Source organism: Microbispora sp. KK1-11, assembly GCF_006874435.1.
In the GTDB taxonomy this organism is placed as follows: domain Bacteria; phylum Actinomycetota; class Actinomycetes; order Streptosporangiales; family Streptosporangiaceae; genus Microbispora; species Microbispora catharanthi.
In genome coordinates, this window is the sequence record NZ_VIRJ01000009.1 from 224,209 (window position 1) to 240,705 (window position 16,497).

The 16,497-nt window shown below is 71.3% G+C and carries 10 protein-coding genes; 9 read left to right on the forward strand and 1 reads right to left on the reverse strand.

The window, feature by feature from the left end:
* Positions 1 to 143: 143 nt before the first annotated feature.
* Positions 144 to 3,263: a glycosyl hydrolase family 95 catalytic domain-containing protein gene (locus tag FLW16_RS16040; protein WP_185949439.1), complete on the reverse strand. Its 3,120-nt coding sequence runs from the start codon at positions 3,261 to 3,263 to the stop codon at positions 144 to 146.
* Between the two features lie 483 nt (positions 3,264 to 3,746).
* Here FLW16_RS16040 and FLW16_RS16045 point away from each other — a divergent pair, with 483 nt between their 5' ends.
* The 9 genes from FLW16_RS16045 to FLW16_RS16085 all read left to right on the forward strand — a co-directional run bounded on the left by FLW16_RS16045 (position 3,747) and on the right by FLW16_RS16085 (position 16,434).
* Positions 3,747 to 4,622 carry an NAD(P)-dependent oxidoreductase gene (locus FLW16_RS16045; protein ID WP_142560822.1) on the forward strand — a complete coding sequence of 292 codons (876 nt, stop codon included), beginning with the start codon at positions 3,747 to 3,749 and terminating at the stop codon, positions 4,620 to 4,622.
* Positions 4,619 to 5,899, forward strand: coding sequence for an enolase C-terminal domain-like protein (locus tag FLW16_RS16050; RefSeq protein ID WP_221891108.1), 1,281 nt, complete (start codon positions 4,619 to 4,621; stop codon positions 5,897 to 5,899). The genes FLW16_RS16045 and FLW16_RS16050 overlap by 4 nt, the downstream gene beginning before the upstream one ends.
* Positions 5,896 to 6,948, forward strand: coding sequence for a LacI family DNA-binding transcriptional regulator (locus FLW16_RS16055; protein WP_185949432.1), 1,053 nt, complete (start codon positions 5,896 to 5,898; stop codon positions 6,946 to 6,948). The genes FLW16_RS16050 and FLW16_RS16055 overlap by 4 nt, the downstream gene beginning before the upstream one ends.
* 247 nt (positions 6,949 to 7,195) lie before the next feature.
* On the forward strand, positions 7,196 to 8,587 hold the full coding sequence (locus tag FLW16_RS16060; protein WP_142560824.1) for an ABC transporter substrate-binding protein: 1,392 nt from the start codon (positions 7,196 to 7,198) through the stop codon (positions 8,585 to 8,587).
* A complete protein-coding gene (locus tag FLW16_RS16065) occupies positions 8,584 to 9,543 on the forward strand; it encodes a carbohydrate ABC transporter permease (protein ID WP_142560825.1) in 960 nt (319 codons plus the stop codon). The genes FLW16_RS16060 and FLW16_RS16065 overlap by 4 nt, the downstream gene beginning before the upstream one ends.
* Positions 9,540 to 10,364 carry a carbohydrate ABC transporter permease gene (locus FLW16_RS16070; protein ID WP_142560826.1) on the forward strand — a complete coding sequence of 275 codons (825 nt, stop codon included), beginning with the start codon at positions 9,540 to 9,542 and terminating at the stop codon, positions 10,362 to 10,364. The genes FLW16_RS16065 and FLW16_RS16070 overlap by 4 nt, the downstream gene beginning before the upstream one ends.
* 211 nt (positions 10,365 to 10,575) lie before the next feature.
* Positions 10,576 to 13,392 (forward strand): carbohydrate-binding protein, encoded by a 2,817-nt coding sequence (locus FLW16_RS16075; protein ID WP_142560827.1) that lies wholly within the window; start codon positions 10,576 to 10,578, stop codon positions 13,390 to 13,392.
* A gap of 20 nt (positions 13,393 to 13,412) precedes the next feature.
* The gene (locus tag FLW16_RS45205) at positions 13,413 to 14,948 is read left to right on the forward strand and encodes a ThuA domain-containing protein (RefSeq protein ID WP_142560828.1); all 1,536 of its coding nucleotides are present in this window, start codon (positions 13,413 to 13,415) and stop codon (positions 14,946 to 14,948) included.
* 7 nt (positions 14,949 to 14,955) lie between these two features.
* Entirely contained in the window at positions 14,956 to 16,434 is a 1,479-nt protein-coding gene (locus tag FLW16_RS16085; RefSeq protein WP_142560829.1) for a discoidin domain-containing protein, read from the forward strand.
* Positions 16,435 to 16,497 lie beyond the last annotated feature (63 nt).

The window sequence follows — 16,497 nt, forward strand, 5'->3', positions numbered from 1 at the left end:
AGTTTCACGAGGACGCGGGTTTCACGGGTCGAGACCGGGCGGTGCCCAGGCCGTCCGCGCCGTCCGCGCCGTCCGCGCCGTCCCCGGGGGCCGGCGCGGGCAGGGCACGGATGTCCCGCGTCCGCGTCGGGCCCACGAGGGCGTCAGGTGGTCACGAGGTCGAACGACTCCCAGGGACCGATCGCGTCGCGGTTGGCGATCAGGGGCTGGGAGCCGCCGCTCTCGGCGCAGACGTACCTGCCGTTCGCCTGCGCCCTGAGGCTGATCGTGCCGTCCGGGTTGGCGACCTGCCGGAAGGTCTCCCATGGGCCGACGGCGTCGCGATCGGCGATCAGGGGCTGCGCCCCGGCGCTCTCGGCCGTCACGTATTTGCCGTTCGACCGGGCCCGCAGCGCGATGTCCCCGCCGCCGAGGTCGATCCGGTCGAACTGCTCGTTCACGCCGACGCCGGACCTGCTCGCGATCAGCGGTGACCCGGTGACGGCGGTGACGTACAGGTCGTTGGCCCGGGAACGCAGGCTGACGGCGGGGGAGCCGCCCTGCTGCGTGCGGATCCGGAGGGCGTCCACCATGCCGACCGAGGTGGTCCTGTTGACGATCTTGATGGTGTGCTGTCCGTTCGCCAGGCCGGTCTTGCTGTAGACGACCTGCTGGGCCTGCCGGGCCCCCGGCACGTACAGGTTGACGTTGGCCTGGAAGACGTCGTCGATGTAGACGTCCACGTTGCCCATGTCGCCGTTGCGCTCGGACAGGTAGTCGACGCCGGTGCCGGTGAAGGTGTACCGCGCGGTCGCCCCCGCCGTGGTCGTGTGGTGGGTGTCGTCGTTGTAGTCGCCGTAGCCGCGGGCCGTCGTGTGGTGCCAGTTCGCGTCGTAGGTGAGCTCGGTGTCGTTCACCAGCCCGCTCTGCGTGGCACCCAGGCCCAGGACGGACGCGGTGCCGCTCAGCGCCTTCGTGCCCTGGTTCGCCGTGCCGGTCAGCCGGGCCTGCGCGTACGAGCTCAGCGGTTTGGCCGTGCGCTCGACCACGTAGACCGCGCCGGCGGCCGTCGCGAACGTGAGCTCGGCTCCGGAGCCCGTGGTCAGGATCGCGCCGTCGGACACCCGCCGGACCCGCGCCTGCTGGCCGTTCCACGGGTTCACGACCGTGGCCTGCTTGCCATAAAGGCTCTTCAGGCCGACGTACTTGACCTCGCCGCCCTCACGTTCGGAGCTGACGAGGAAGCCGTCCTTCGCGAGGAGGGTGAACTTCCCGGCGAACGACGCGTCGCCGGGCACGGCCGGGAACACCCGGATCCTGTCGTTGTAGCTCTGCATCAGCGACTCGTTGAGCGCGGTCAGGTGCACGCCGAGGTACTCGAACACCCCGTTGGTGTTGTTCGTCATCCCGTTCGGGTAGTTCTGGTACTTCTGCAGCATGGTCTTCATGCCGTTGTACGCCTGGTCGCCGAGGCCCAGCCGGGCGGCCTGCACGGCGTCGTTGGACCACACGTTGCCGTAGGGGAAGGGCCGCTGGTTCCAGGTGTCGACCGCGGTCTGGTAGTCGGGATAACCGATGCCGGTCACCTCGTAGGGCCAGATCAGCTCGGCCGAGACGTTCTCGTTGTTCCTGGTCTGCGAGATCGGCGGCTGGTGCGGCTGGTAGGCGCCGTTCGAGACGACGTACGGCGTCAGGTGGTCGAGCACGTTCTGCCAGGTGGACCGCAGCCCCGCGTCGACCCCGAGCTGCTGGCTCACCTGGATGGCCAGCGGGAACATGCTGCGCACGGCGGCCAGGTCGGTGATCGCGTTGCGGACGTTCCAGTACGTCTCGTGGGAGTTGGAGTTGGCCATGTAGTACGTGTTGGTCGCGGCGTCGTGCGACAGCATGGCCGAGTAGAACTTCGCCGTCTCCCGCAGATAAGGGTAGGCGACGTTCTGCAGGTAGTTCGCGTCGTTCGTGTACCGGTACCGCATGTACATGCTGTAGGCGGCCTCATAGCCGGTGGACAGGATGTTCTTGGTGTAGTCGCTGCCGACCGTGCCGCGCGCGTTGCCGTCCCAGCCCATGGTCTCCGGAACCCACAGGCCGTCCACGCCGTACCGCGTCTGCGTGTACGACTTCAGCGCGTTGTAGTTGCGGCTGTACAGGTTGTTGTGCCGGTCGATGAGGTCCGTGTGGTTGGATGCGAGGAAGGACAGGTAGACGTCGCGCTGGTTCCAGTACCAGTACGCGTTGCTCCACTTCGTGTTGTCCTGTGTCGCCCGGAAGACGCCGTTGATGAAGTGGGCCGGATAGTTGCCGTAGCCGCCCGCAGCGATCATGTAGGTGGACAGGTAGTAGACGTTCTCCAGGTAGTCGGCGTCGCCGCCCAGCCCCGAATACTGCACGAACGACTTGGCCCAGAACGCGTGCCACCAGTTCTTGTAGTTGGTGAACGTGGTGGCGTATCCGGTGGACTTGACCGAGCTCAGCTGGTTGCGGGCCTGGGCGAGGGAGTCGCGGTTGGGTGCGTTGATCCGGCTCGCCGCGGTGAACCAGATGGTGTAGCTGGAGGTCGGTGTGATGGTCAGCCGCACCGTCCGCGAGTCGACCACCTGGGTGGAGAAACTCGCGCCCTCGACCGTGGCCGCCAGCGTGTAGCCGAAGCCGTTCGGATCGGACTGCCCCCGGCTCAGCCCGGCGGCGCTCGCGTCGGTGAACGTGGAGATCGTCTTCCAAGTGTTCAGGTCGGGCACGTCGGCGCTGTTGGTGACCGTGGCCGGGTCCCACATGCTCAGCGTCAGGGCGATGTTCGACAGCCCGCTCCGGGAGTCGTCCACGTGGATGCCCATCACCTCGGAGTTCGGCGACCCCATGACAGTGACGGTCCGGTTGGTGTCGTACTTCGTGACCAGGGTGCCGTCGTAGAGGGACAGCCGCTGCTGGTAAGTGGAGTAGCCCGAGTCCATCGCCGGGGTGGTCGCCAGGTTCACCAGCCCGGCGGCGTACGCGGACTGCTCGGACAGGTCGACCCCGGACGTCTGCATCGTCAGCCCGTTCTGACTCCAGACCATGGCGCCGGTGCGGCCGTTGCCCACGGTCAGGCCGTACAGGGGGTTGGTGTTGGGCCGGTTGTAGACGACGTCGTGCTTGGACAAGTAGCTCGCGTAGTCGACGTTCAGCGTGCCGCTCGCCTGGTCGAAGGCGGCGTCGGCAGCCGAGGCGCGCGCCGGGGCGGCGACCCCGCCGGTCAGCAGCCCCGCGAGAAGCGCAGGCAGCGGCAGGAGCCGCAGGAGCTTCATCACATGGCTCACCCTTTCGTGGTGGTGGCCGCCCCCTGACGGGTGGACGCGTCGCGGCATGGCGGATCCGCCCCCCGCGGTCCGGCGGGAGACGGGGAGTCGGTGCGGCGGTGAGTGAGGACGGGGATCACGGGGTGGAGAGGCCGCGCGGCGCCGTGCCGGCTGTCGGCGACCGGATCGACGCCACGCGGGCCTCTCCCCGTGTGTCACAGCCCGGGGCTTCGTGCGCCGCCTCCGGCACGAGGTGGCGCACAACCGCAGTCTCCGGACTGTCAGCCGCAGTTAACATCGGATGTTTTCGCCCGTCAAGGGCTGATGGCGTCCGGATTATGTGATCGTTCACAAATCGCAGGAAGATAGGTCGGATGTAAGGAACGATGACGGTCGGCGAATACCGCCTTGACTCCCGTCGCCGGGCGCACGCATGCTGCTCTCACCGTACACAAAACGTTTTGCGCGTCAACGGACGGAAGTGGGGGGCACATGGCGGAGCTGCCGCGCCGGGTCCTGGTGACGGGCGCCGCCGGGCGGGTGGGCCGTGCGACGCTCGACCTGCTCGCCCGGGAGGGCGTGCCGGCCAGCGCGCTGGACCTGCGCGATCCCGGCGACCTGAGGGCGGATCGCGTCGTAACCGGGCGCGCCGACGACCCGGAGGCGGTGCGCGAGGCTCTCGACGGCGTCGACGCCGTGATCCACCTCGCGGCGATCCCCGCACCCACCCTCGGCACCCCGGAGGAGGTGTTCCTGGGCAACGTGGGGGCGACGTTCGTCGTGCTGGAGGAGGCGGGCGCGGCCGGCGTCCGCCGGGCAGTCGTCGCGAGCAGCTTCAGCGCCCTCGGCCTGCCGTGGGCGGCGCGGCCGCTCCACCCGGCGTACGTGCCGGTGGACGAGGCCCTGCCGCTGCAGGTGGAGGATCCGTACGGGCTGTCGAAGCAGGTCGACGAGACGACCGCCGCCATGATGACCCGCCGCCACGGCATGACCGTCGTCGCGCTGCGCTACCCGCTGCTCGGCGGCCCCGGGGACAAGCTGGACGAGCGGGCGGCCGGATACGCCGAGGACCCGGGGCGCGGCGCGAGCGAGCTGTGGACCTACCTGGACACCCGCGACGCGGCGCGGGCCGCCTGGCTGTCGCTGGTCCGGCCGGTCGAGGGCTTCCGGGTCGTCTTCGTGACCGCCCCCGTGACGCTCGCCCCGCAGCGGACGGAGGACCTGCTCGCCCGCTTCCACCCAGCCTCGGAACGGCGCGCCCCGCTGCCCGGCAGGACCGCGCCGGTGGACCTGACGGCGGCCGAGACCCTGCTCGGCTTCACCGCCGAGCACCTGTACGAGCCCGTTCCGGCCGGGGAGGCGTCGTGACCCGCCCCCTCGACGGCGCGGCCGTCATGCCGGAGACGCAGGCCCCCTGGCCGGCCCGCGACGGCCTGCGGATCACCGCGGTCCGGACGATCGTGACGGCCCCCGAAGGGGTGCCGCTGGTCGTCGTCCGCGTCGACACCAGCGACCCAGGCCTGTACGGCCTGGGCTGCGCCACCTTCACCCAGCGCTTCCACGCCGTGGCGGCCGCGGTGGACCGGCACGTCGGGCCGATGCTGACCGGCAGGCACCCCGCCGACATCGAGGACATCACCCGGATGGTCCACCTGTCCTCCTACTGGCGCGGCGGGCCGGTGCTCAACAGCGCGCTGTCGGGGGTGGATCAGGCGCTGTGGGACATCGCCGGCAAGCGGGCCGGCATGCCGGTGTACGAGCTGCTCGGCGGCAGGGTGCGCGCGGCGGCCGACACCTACCTGCACGCGGGCGGGGCGACCGTGGAGGAGACGATCGAGCACGCGGCCGCGATCCTGGCGGACGGCTACCGTCACGTCCGGCTGCAGACGGGGGCGCCGGGGCTCGGGAACTACGGCGCGCCCGGATCTCCGGGCGGCTACCCCGCCTCGCCGTACCCCGACGGCTGGGACGTGCAGCGTTACCTGCGGGAGACCCCGAAGCTGTTCGAACGGGCCCGGGCCGAGCTGGGGGAGGATCCCGGCCTGATGCACGACGTGCACTCCCGGCTCACCGTCAAACAGGCCGTGGCGCTGGCCCGGGCGCTCGAGCCGTACCGCCTGCTCTTCCTGGAGGATCCGATCCCGCCGGAGCTGTACGACCGGCTGCCCGAGGTGCGCGAGGCGGCGCCGATGCCGATCGCGGCGGGGGAGCAGGTCGCGTCGGTCGCCGACGCGGCCCGCCTGGTCAGGGACGGCGGGGTCGACCTGCTGCGCCTGCACGTCTCCGCGGTCGGCGGCCTCACCCCGGCGCGCAAGCTGGTGGCGTTGTGCGAACTGACCGGGGTGGGCACGGCCTGGCACGCGCCCGCGGACGTGTCACCGATCGGTGCGGCGGCCAACGTGGCCCTCGACGTCACGTCCCCGGCGTTCCAGATCCAGGAGGGGCACGTCTACCCCGAGGCGGTGCACGAGGTCTTCCCCGGAACCATCAGCCCGGTGAACGGCTATCTCTACCCCAGCGAGCGGCCCGGATGGGGTATCGACGTCGACGAGGCCGCGGCCGCCCGGCATCCCCCGCTCACCCACCTGCACGAGCGGTGGGCGGCGCGGGTGAGGCGGCCGGACGGCGGGATCGAGGCCCCGTGACTCCCGCGGGGGAAACCCCCGCCGAGCCCGCCCCCGGCTCTCCGGCGGCGAGGGGGCAGCGGCCGAGCATCCGGGGCGTGGCGCGGCTCGCCGGGGTGAGCGCGACGACCGTCTCCCACACGCTTAACGGCCGCCGTCCGGTCGCCGAGGACACCCGGCGGCGGGTGCTCGAGGCGATCGAACAGCTCGGCTACCGGCCGAACGCGCTCGCCCGCGGCCTGCGCACCAGCAGGAGTCAGACGATCGGGCTGGCCATCCCCGACATCACCAACCCGTTCTATCCGGCGCTCGCCCGCGGCATGCAGGACGTGCTCGGCGGCGCGGGCTACGAGCAGATCATCAGCAACACCGACGGCGACCGGCGCAGGGAGCGGGCCGCGATCGAGCGGATGATCGCCCGGCAGGTCGACGGGCTGGCGTTCGCCGTGTTCCACACCCACGCCGAGGATCTGGCGCCCGCCATCGAGGCCGGCATCCCGGTCGTACGGCTCGGCGGCAGGCTCGCGCAGCACGGCGTCGACGTCGTGCGCAGCGACGACGAGGGCGCGGCGGGCGAGGCGGCCCGTCACCTCCTGGAATGGGGATACCGGCGGATCGGCTTCGTCAGCGGGCCCCCGGCCGAGGGGCCGGCCGCCGAGCGCGTCGCCGGCTACCGGGCCGCTCTCACGGCGGCCGGGACGCCCCCCGACCCGCGCCTGGTCGTGCACACCGACTTCGACCGCGCGGGCGGCGCCCGAGGCGCCGCCGCGCTGCTCGATCTGCCGGATCCCCCGGACGCCGTGCTGTGCGCCAACGACGTCATGGCCATCGGCGCGCTGGACACCGCCCGCGCCCGCGGCCTGCGCGTCCCGCAGGACCTCGCCGTCATGGGGTTCGACGACATCGAGGCGGCCGCCATGGTCGTGCCCGGCCTCACGACCATGGCCAACCCCGCCAGGGAGATCGGCCGGGCGTGCGCGCGGCGGCTGCTCGACCGGCTGTCCGGCGGCGCCGGGCCGTCCGCGGAGGTGGTCATCCCCGCCCGTCTCGTGCGGCGCGGCTCCGCCTGACCCGGCCCCTTGACACCCGGAGGGTCCCGTGCGACTTTCGGGATCAGTCTTAACGATTTGCACGACGCTCTCGACGACGAGAACCAGGCGTGACGTGCACCTCCGGCGGCACCCGGAGACGACGTCGCCCACCCGGACACCGGCCCCGCGGATCGCGGGGAGCCCTGTCCGCCGGCCCGGAAGCGGCCGGGCGGCCGGGCGGCGGACCCGGGCGGGGACGGACAGGCCGACGGAGAGAGGAAGATCCATGGACGTGGCACGCGGGCGGATCCGCCGCCTGCTCGCACCCGCGCTCGTGCTCGCGGCGGCGGTCGCCGCGGCGGGCTGCGCGGGCGACACCGGTGAGCCGGCCCGGGGAGGTGACCGGACGCTGACGATGTGGACGTTCAAGAAGTCCCACGCGGAGGCCCTGACGACGGCGGCCGCGCAGTTCACCAAGGAGACCGGGATCGCCGTCAAGGTCGAGGCGGTGACCCCCGACGACGTCTTCGTGAGCAAGGTGCAGAGCGCCGCGCAGACGGGCGGGCTGCCCGACGTGCTCGAGGTGCACTCCGGCGGTGAAGACCTCGAGATGGGAGCTTCCGGGCTGCTGCAGGACATCCGGGACGACGTCACCGACGCATGGAGGCAGCGGCTCCTGCCGACCACCCGGGAGAGCGGCGTGCTGACCCGGCAGCGCATCGACCAGGCGGCCGCCGACTCCCCCTTCAAGAACGCCACGGCCGGGCAGCGGTTCAGCGTGCCCTTCACGGCCGGCGCCTTCGGCATCGTCTACGCCCACAAGGACAAGCTCGAGGCGGCCGGGCTCGACCCCGACACGCCGCCGAAGACCTGGGAGGACCTCCTCGACGCGCTGAAGGCCACCACGGCCCGCGATCCGCGGCAGGGCGGCCTGGCCCTCGGCCTGAAGGTCAGCCAGACCGGCTTCAACTGGATCTACCAGCCGCTCGCGCACTCCTACCTCGGCAGGGACCGGTTCCACGCGATGTGGGCCAAGGGCGCGGCCCAGGGCTTCGCCTCACCGGAAGGGGTCGAGACGCTGGAGCTCTACAGCAGGTTGACGCCGTACTGGATGCCCGGCGCGACCACCCTGGGCATCGACGAGGCCGACATCGCCTTCGCCCAGGGCAAGGCCGCCTTCGACGTCGGCGGGACCTTCACGCTGGCGTTCCTCGCGCAGAACGGCGTGTCCCCCGCCACGCTGCTCACCTTCCCCGTCCCGCCGCCGGCCGAGGGGGTGAACAAGGAGATCTCCATGTCGCCGCTCGCGCTGACCGGGCTCGGCCTGACGGCGACCGCGAAGGACCGCGCGGCCGCCGTCCGATGGATCGGCTGGCTCACCTCGCCGGTCGGCGCCGGCGCCGTCGCCAGGAAGTCCCTCGACCTGCCCGCCATCGACCTCGGGGCGCAGGCCGAGTCGCTGGTCGGCCCCGACCTCGCGGCCATGCAGAAGTTCTTCAGCGGGCCGCCGGCCGGAGCGTACGACGCCGCGGACGTGAGCTTCCAGCCGTCCGACTACGACCAGGTCAAGCCGGGGGACGTCATGGTGCGGCTGAGCCCGCTCGGGGAGCTGACGCCCGGGCAGGCCGGAGCCGAGCTGGACAAGGCCATGGCCTCGATGTGGAAGGCCACCGGATGAGCGTCCTCACACTGAGGGAGCGCACCCGGAAGACCGCGGCGGGCGCGTCCGGTGGCGCCCGCCGGTGGTCGTCCCGGCTGACGGGCGTGGTCTTCGTCCTGCCCGCCGTCGCGCTGTTCCTGCTGATGGGGGTCTACACCATCGCGAGCGGACTCGCGCTCAGCTTCGCGAAGTGGAACGGCTTCACCCCTCGCTGGATCTGGGTCGGTGTGCGGAACTACCTCGACCTGCTCTACGCCGACCCCGTCCTCGCGGCCGAGCTGCGCCGGGCCGCAGGACACACGCTGCAGGTCATGGTGGCCGTGCCCCTGCTGACGGTCGCGATCGCACTGCCGCTGGCGGTCGCGCTGAACTCCGTGGGGCGCCTGCGCGCCATGCTCCGCTCGGTCTACTTCCTGCCGTACGTGACCACGGGCATCGCCGTCTACTTCGCCTGGCGCTACGTCCTGGAGCCCGACGGGGCGGTGAACCTCCTGCTGCGGGCCACCGGCCTGGGATCGCTCGCGCAGCCGCAGGGCTTCCTCGGCAACCCCTCGACCGCGCTGCCGACCCTGATCGTCGTCCTCGTCTGGTCGAGCGTGCCGGTCGCGACCCTGCTCTACCTGAGCGGCCTGCAGGCGATCGACCCGAACCTGCCCGAGGCGGCGCAACTCGACGGGGCCGCGCCGCGCCACGTGTTGCGCCACGTGACCTGGCCGCTGCTGCGGCCGATCACGGCCGCGATCGTGCTGCTCGGCATCCGCGACGCGCTGCACGGCTTCCAGATCTTCCTGGTCATGACGCGCGGCGGGCCGGGCGGGCACACCGACGTCCTCGGGCTGATGGCCTACCGGCTGTCGTTCTTCAAGGGCCTGGCCCAGACCCTGGGACTGGCCAGTGCGCTCGGCTGGCTGCTGTTCGCGGCGGCGCTGCTGCTGACGCTCGCGAACGCGCGACTGCTGAGGGCGGTGCGATGAGCGGCTCCCGCACGGCCCGGCTCCTGGCGTACGCCGGGCTGGCCGGCTACGCCCTGGTCAGCCTCTACCCGTTCCTGTGGATGGTGTCGGGTGCCTTCAAGGACCGGCTGGAGGTCCTGCGCGGCGGCGGGCTGATCCCCGAGGCCCCGACCTTCGCCACCCTGACGTCCACCTGGAGCCGGCTGCATTTCTTCGACTACTTCCTCAACAGCCTGAAGGTCACCGGGCTGACGGTCGCGGGCGTGCTCGTGGTCTACAGCCTGGCGTCCTACGCCTTCGCCGTGCTCGACTTCCCGGGACGGCGGGCGCTGTTCTGGATGTTCGTCTCGCTGCTGTTCGTCCCCGGCGTCACGATGCTGCTGCCGGTGGTCGTGCTCGAGAAGCACCTCGGCATCCTCGGCACACACCTCGGGCTGGTCCTGCCGTTCGTCAACGGCACGGCGCCGCTCACGGTGTTGCTGCTGACCAACTCCTTCCGTGCCGTGCCGGGGGAGCTGCGCGACGCCGCGCGCTGCGACGGGGCGGGCGACCTGCGTATCTACCTGTCCGTCTACCTGCCTCTCGCCAGGCCGGCGCACGTCACGGTCGCCGTGCTCACGGCCGTGCCGACGTGGAACGAGTACCTGCTGTCACGCGTGTCGCTGTCCGACCCTTCCCGCTACACCCTGCCCATCGGGCTGGAGTCGCTGATATCGAGCGAGGTGCCCCGCTACAACGAGGTGATGGCGGCGTCCCTGATCATCGTCCTGCCTGTCGTCGCGCTGTTCCTGTTCCTGCAGCGCTACTTCGTCAACGGCCTCGTCGGCGCGCTCAAGGGCTGACGACGACCGGATGCTCGAACGTGAGGGGGTGACAGACGGATACCACCTGTGTTAGAAACCGGTAAATTCCTTTACAGTTCTCCGCAAGAAGCGGACAGAGCAGTGAAGGAAGAAATCAGGGGCGGCACCCCTCCACCCGGCACAAGGGCAACAGCGCGGCGGCGCGCGCCTTGCCTGACATGAGTCTTCAGGTCAGGAAGGAAGAGTCCCCATGTCCCGACGTCCGTGGCTGACGAAACTGGCCACGCTGGCGCTCATCATCCCGGGAGCCGTCACGTTGACCGCTCCCGCGGCGAACGCGCTGACCATCCCGGCCTCCGACTACCAGCAGGTCGCCCTCGCGGCAGGGGGAGCGGAGCTCGGCGAGGCCATGTCGCTGGCGGTTCTCCCGAACCGGTCGGTCGTGCACACGGCTCGCGACGGCACGGTGCGCGTGACCGACGCGAACGGCACGACCAAGGTGGCGGGCAAGCTCAACGTCTACACGCACGACGAGGAGGGCCTGCAGGGTGTGGCGGCCGACCCGGGCTTCGCCGCCAACCGCTACATCTGGCTGTACTACTCGCCCCGGCTCACCACCCCGGACGGCGACGCGCCGACGAACGGCACCCAGGCGCAGTTCGACCAGTGGAAGGGCGAGCTGCACCTGTCGCGGTTCACCCTGAAGGCGGACGACACACTCGACATGGCCAGCGAGAAGGTCGTCCTCACCGTCCCCAACGACCGCGGGCAGTGCTGCCACGTCGGCGGCGACATCGACTTCGACGCGGCGGGCAACCTCTATCTGACCACCGGCGACGACACCAACCCCTTCGAGTCGAACGCCTACTCCCCACTGGACGAGCGCACCGACCGCAACCCGCAGTTCGACGCGCAGCGCTCGTCGGGCAACACCAACGACCTGCGCGGCAAGGTCCTGCGCATCAAGCCGCAGCCCGACGGCACGTACACGATCCCCAGCGGCAACCTCTTCCCGCCCGGCACGGCGAAGACGCGGCCCGAGATCTACGCGATGGGCTTCCGCAACCCCTTCCGGATGTCCGTCGACAAGGCCACCGGCATCGTCTACCTGGGCGACTACGGGCCGGACGCGGGAGTGAGCGACCCCAACCGCGGGCCGGGCGGGCAGGTGGAGTTCGACCGGATCACCGGGCCGGGCAACTACGGCTGGCCGTACTGCACGGGGACGAACACCACCGCCGAGACCTACAACGAGTACACCTTCCCGAGCGGCCCCTCCGGCGCCAAGTACGACTGCGCGGGCGGGCCCGCCAACGACTCCTTCCGCAACACCGGCCTCGCCAAGCTGCCCCCGGCCAAGCCGAGCTGGATCAGGTACGGCGGCGACGCCGGATCGCCGCCGGAGTTCGGCAGCGGGTCGGAGTCGCCGATGGGCGGCCCGGTCTACCGCTACGACGCCGGTCTCAACTCCAGCGTCAAGTTCCCCTCCTCCCTGAACGGCCGCTTCTTCGCGGGCGAGTACGGCAGACGGTGGATCAAGGCGATCGAGGTGAAGAGCGACGGCTCGCCCGGGGAGATCTCCGCCTTCCCCTGGACCGGCACGCAGGTCATGGACATGGCCTTCGGCCCCGACGGCGCCTTGTACGTGCTCGACTACGGCACCGGGAGCAACAACCAGGCGCTCTACCGGATCGAGTACATCGGCGGGAGCAACCGCAACCCGGTCGCCAAGGCGTCGGCGAACAAGACCTCGGGCCCGACGCCGCTGGCGGTCACCTTCTCCTCGGCCGGCAGCTCCGACCCGGAGGGCGGCGCGCTGACCTACTCGTGGGCCTTCGGGGACGGCGGCACCTCGACCCAGGCCAATCCGGCGCACACGTACACGACCAAGGGCACCTACACGGCGACGCTGACCGTCAGGGACCCACAGGGCCTGACCGGGACGGCCGACGTGCTGATCACCGCCGGCAACACCGCGCCGACCGTGTCGCTCACCACCCCCGCGGACGGGCAGCTGTTCGCGTTCGGCGACACCGTGCCGTTCCAGGTGCAGGTGAGCGACCCCGAGGACGGCACGATCGACTGTTCCAAAGTCACCGTGACCTACCTGCTCGGACACGACAGCCACGAGCACCAGATCACCTCCAGGACCGGCTGTTCGGGGAGCATCCAGGTGCCGACGGACGGCGAGCACGATGCGGCGGCCAACATCTACGGCGTCTTCGACGCGAGCTACACCGACTCCGCCGGGCTCACCGCACACAGCAAGCGCATCCTGCAGCCGCGCCACCGGCAGGCCGAGCACTTCGGCGCCCAGCAGGGCGTCCAGACCGCCGACCACGGCGGCGCCGAGGGCGGCAAGACCGTCGGCTTCACCGACGACGGCGACTGGATCTCCTTCCAGCCGTACACGCTGGGCAACGCGACGAAGATCACCGCCCGGGTGTCGTCCGGCGGCCCCGGCGGCCGGATCGAGGTGCGGGCCGGCTCGGCGACCGGCACGCTGCTCGGCAGCGTGACCGTGCCGAGCACCGGAGGCTGGGACACCTTCGTGGACGCGACGGCCGCCCTGAGCGGCGCGCCCACCGGCACGACCACGCTGTACCTCGTCTTCCGCGGGGTTACCGGCCAGGGCAACCTGCTCGACCTGGACGCCTTCACCTTCGACGCCTCCACCTCCACGAGCCAGACGGTCGAGGGCGAGGCGTACACCTCGCAGTCGGGTGTCCAGCCGGCCGACCACGCCGGGGCGAGCGGCGGCAAGACGGTGGGGTACATCGACAACGGCGATTGGGCGGGCTACTCGTCGATCGGCACGGCCGGCGCGAAGGGCTTCAGCGCCCGGGTGTCCTCCGCCGGAGCGGGCGGCACCATCCAGGTCCGGTCCGGCTCCGCGACGGGGACGCTGCTGGGGTCGGTGAACGTACCGGTGACCGGGAGCTGGGACACCTTCACGACCGTCTCGACCACGCTGACCGGCTCGGCCTCGGGTCCGCTGTTCCTCGTCTTCACCGGCAGCGGCACCGGCTCCCTGTACGACATCGACACCTTCACGATCACCAAGTGACCCGGCGGAAGGATCCCCCCATGCTGCGACGTCTGACGCTCGCCGCGGTGGTGCTCACCACCGCCGCCGCCCTCGCCATCCCCGCCATCCCGGCCGAGGCCGCCGCCTTCAAGGTGCTGGTCTTCTCCAAGACGGCCGGGTTCCGGCACGACTCCATTCCCGCGGGCATCCAGGCCATCCGCGACCTGGGCGCCACAGGAGACTTCGAGGTGAACGCGACCGAGGACGCCGGCGCGTTCACCTCGAGCAATCTGGCGCAGTACAAGGCCGTGGTGTTCCTCAGCACCACCGGCGACGTGCTCGACGCCGCCCAGCAGGCCGCCTTCCAGTCGTACGTCGACGGCGGGGGCGGCTACGTGGGCGTGCACGCCGCCGCCGACACCGAGTACGACTGGCCCTACTACGGCCGGTTGATGGGCGCCTGGTTCGCCAGCCACCCCTCCATCCAGCAGGCGAACGTCAAGACCGAGGACACCGCACATCCCGCGACCTCCGGTCTGCCGGCGACGTGGACGCGGACCGACGAGTGGTACAACTACCGCACCAACCCGCGGCCCAACGTGCACGTGCTGCAGAGCCTGGACGAGTCCAGCTACAGCGGCGGCACCATGGGCGACCACCCGATCACCTGGTGCCACCCGCAGGCGTCCGGCCGCGCGTTCTACACCGGTCTCGGCCACACCGCCGAGTCCTACGCGGAGCCGAACTTCCGCAGCCTGCTGCTCGGCGGCATCAGGTACGCGGCCGGAGCGGTGCAGGCCGACTGCGCTCCCCCCAGCGGCGGTCCGGGCGGCGGGACGATCGAAGCGGAGTCCTACACGTCCCAGTCGGGCGTCCAGCCCGCCTCTCACGGCACCGCCAGCGGCGGCACGACCGTCGGGTTCATCGACAACGGCGACTGGGCCGGATACGCCTCGGTCGGCACTGCGGGTGCGACCGGGTTCACCGCCCGGGTCTCCTCCGGGGGAGCGGGCGGCACCGTCCAGGTCCGGTCAGGCTCCCCGACCGGCACCCTGCTCGGCTCGGTCACCGTCCCGGTGACCGGGAGCTGGGACACCTTCACGACCGTCTCCACCACACTGACCGGATCGGCCTCCGGGCCGCTGTACCTGGTCTTCACCGGCGGATCCGGGGCCCTGTTCGACGTGGACACGTTCTCGCTCACCACATCGGCCGCGACGACGGTCGAGGGGGAGGCGTACACCGCGCAGTCGGGTGTGCAGCCGGCCGACCACGCCGGGGCGAGCGGCGGCAAGACGGTGGGCTACATCAACAACGGCGACTGGGCCGCGTACTCGGGGGTGAGCACCTCGGGTCTGAAGTCGTTCGGCGCGCGGGTGTCCTCGGCGGGCTCCGGCGGGACGATCCAGGTCCGTTCGGGTTCGGCGACGGGGACGTTGCTGGGTTCGGTCACGGTGCCGGTCACCGGGAGCTGGGACACCTTCCGGACGGTGTCGGCGACGCTGACCGGCTCGGCCTCCGGCTCGCTGTACCTGGTCTTCACGGGAAGCGGCGGCGACCTGTTCGACCTCGACTCCTTCACGGTCACGAGGTGACGGGGTGATGAGACGCATCGTCCTGGCGCTCCTGCTGGCCGGCGGCCTGCTGGGCCTGCCCCTCTCGCCCGCCAGGGCGGCGGCCCCCGACCTGTCGGCGAACACGCACATCTTCTACTACCCCTGGTACGGCTCGCCCTCGGTGAGCGGGAGCTGGCGGCACTGGCAGCAGGGCGGCCACACTCCGCCCGCCGACATCGGCTCCGACCTGTACCCCGCCCTCGGCGCGTACGACTCGGGCGACGTCGCGGGGGCGGTCGCCCAGCACATGAAGTGGATCCGGCAGGCAGGAGTGGGCGTGCTGGTCTACAGCTGGTGGGGGAGGGGCAGCTACGAGGACACCCTGGTCAGGCGGGTCCTGGACGCGGCCCAGGCGCAGGGCCTCAAAGTGGCCTGGCACCTCGAGCCGTACGAAGGCCGCACCGCCGACTCGACCGTCACCGACATCCGCTACATCGACGCGACATATGGCGGCCACCCGGCCTTCTACCGGGCCGCCGACCAGGGGAACCGGCCGGCCTTCTACGTCTTCGAGAGCCTGCGCGTCGCCGACTGGTCCGCGCTCGACCAGGTGAACGGGGACAACATCGTCCTGGCGCAGACCACCGACACCACGAAGATCGCCCACTTCTCCGGCATGTACACCTACGACGCCATCGCGGGCGCCACGGCCCCCGGCTGGAAGAACGCCTCCGACTACGCCAGGCAGCACGGGCTCGTCTGGGCACCGTCGATCGGTCCCGGGTACGTCGACGACCGGGCCGTCCCCGGCAACACCACGCCCACGCTCGGCCGGGCGAACGGCGCGACGTACGACAAGGAATGGGCGAACGCACTCGACCCCGCGACGGGCGGTCTGCCGACGTGGGTCTCCATCACCTCGTTCAACGAGTGGCACGAGGGCAGCGTGATCGAGCCGGCGTCCGGCACGCCGCCGGCCGGGTACGGCTACCAGACCTACGAGGGCGCGTACGGCAGGACCGGCGCGGCGGCCGAGACGGCCTACCTCGACCGGACGAAGTACTGGACGACGGAGTTCGAGAACCGGCGGACCGGGTCGCCGGCCAACCTCGCGCTCAACCGGCCCGCCACGGCGGACAGCGCCTGCGCGCCCTCCGAGGGCCCCGCGAAGGCGGTCAACGGAAGCTGGACCGGCGGCATCGGCGACAAGTGGTGCTCGCTCGGCGCCGCCAAGTGGCTGCGCGTCGACCTGGGCTCCGCCGCGACCGTCGGCCGCCTCGTCGTCCGGCACGCCGGCGCCGGCGGGGAGAAGGCGAGCTGGAACACGCGCGACTTCGACCTGCGGACGAGCACCGACGGCACCACCTGGACGACCGTGGCGTCGGTCCGTGGCAACACCGCCGACGTGACCACCCACGCGATCACGCCGGTGACGGCGCGGTACGTCCGGCTCGACGTCCTGACCCCGACCGGCGACGGCGACCGGGCCGCCCGCGTGTACGAACTGGAGGTGTACGGCCGCTGACGGGAGACCGGCGCGCGGAACGGGCTCCGGGGCGGCGTGCCCCGGAGCCCGTTCATGAGATGT

Excerpts from the sequence above, each read along its gene's own strand:
- FLW16_RS16040 (WP_185949439.1), bottom strand. The coding sequence starts at position 3,263 with ATGAAGCTCCTGCGGCTCCTGCCGCTGCCTGCGCTTCTCGCGGGGCTG.
- FLW16_RS16045 (WP_142560822.1), top strand. The coding sequence starts at position 3,747 with ATGGCGGAGCTGCCGCGCCGGGTCCTGGTGACGGGCGCCGCCGGGCGG.
- FLW16_RS16060 (WP_142560824.1), top strand. The coding sequence starts at position 7,196 with ATGGACGTGGCACGCGGGCGGATCCGCCGCCTGCTCGCACCCGCGCTC.
- FLW16_RS16065 (WP_142560825.1), top strand. The coding sequence starts at position 8,584 with ATGAGCGTCCTCACACTGAGGGAGCGCACCCGGAAGACCGCGGCGGGC.
- FLW16_RS16070 (WP_142560826.1), top strand. The coding sequence starts at position 9,540 with ATGAGCGGCTCCCGCACGGCCCGGCTCCTGGCGTACGCCGGGCTGGCC.
- FLW16_RS16075 (WP_142560827.1), top strand. The coding sequence starts at position 10,576 with ATGTCCCGACGTCCGTGGCTGACGAAACTGGCCACGCTGGCGCTCATC.
- FLW16_RS45205 (WP_142560828.1), top strand. The coding sequence starts at position 13,413 with ATGCTGCGACGTCTGACGCTCGCCGCGGTGGTGCTCACCACCGCCGCC.
- FLW16_RS16085 (WP_142560829.1), top strand. The coding sequence starts at position 14,956 with ATGAGACGCATCGTCCTGGCGCTCCTGCTGGCCGGCGGCCTGCTGGGC.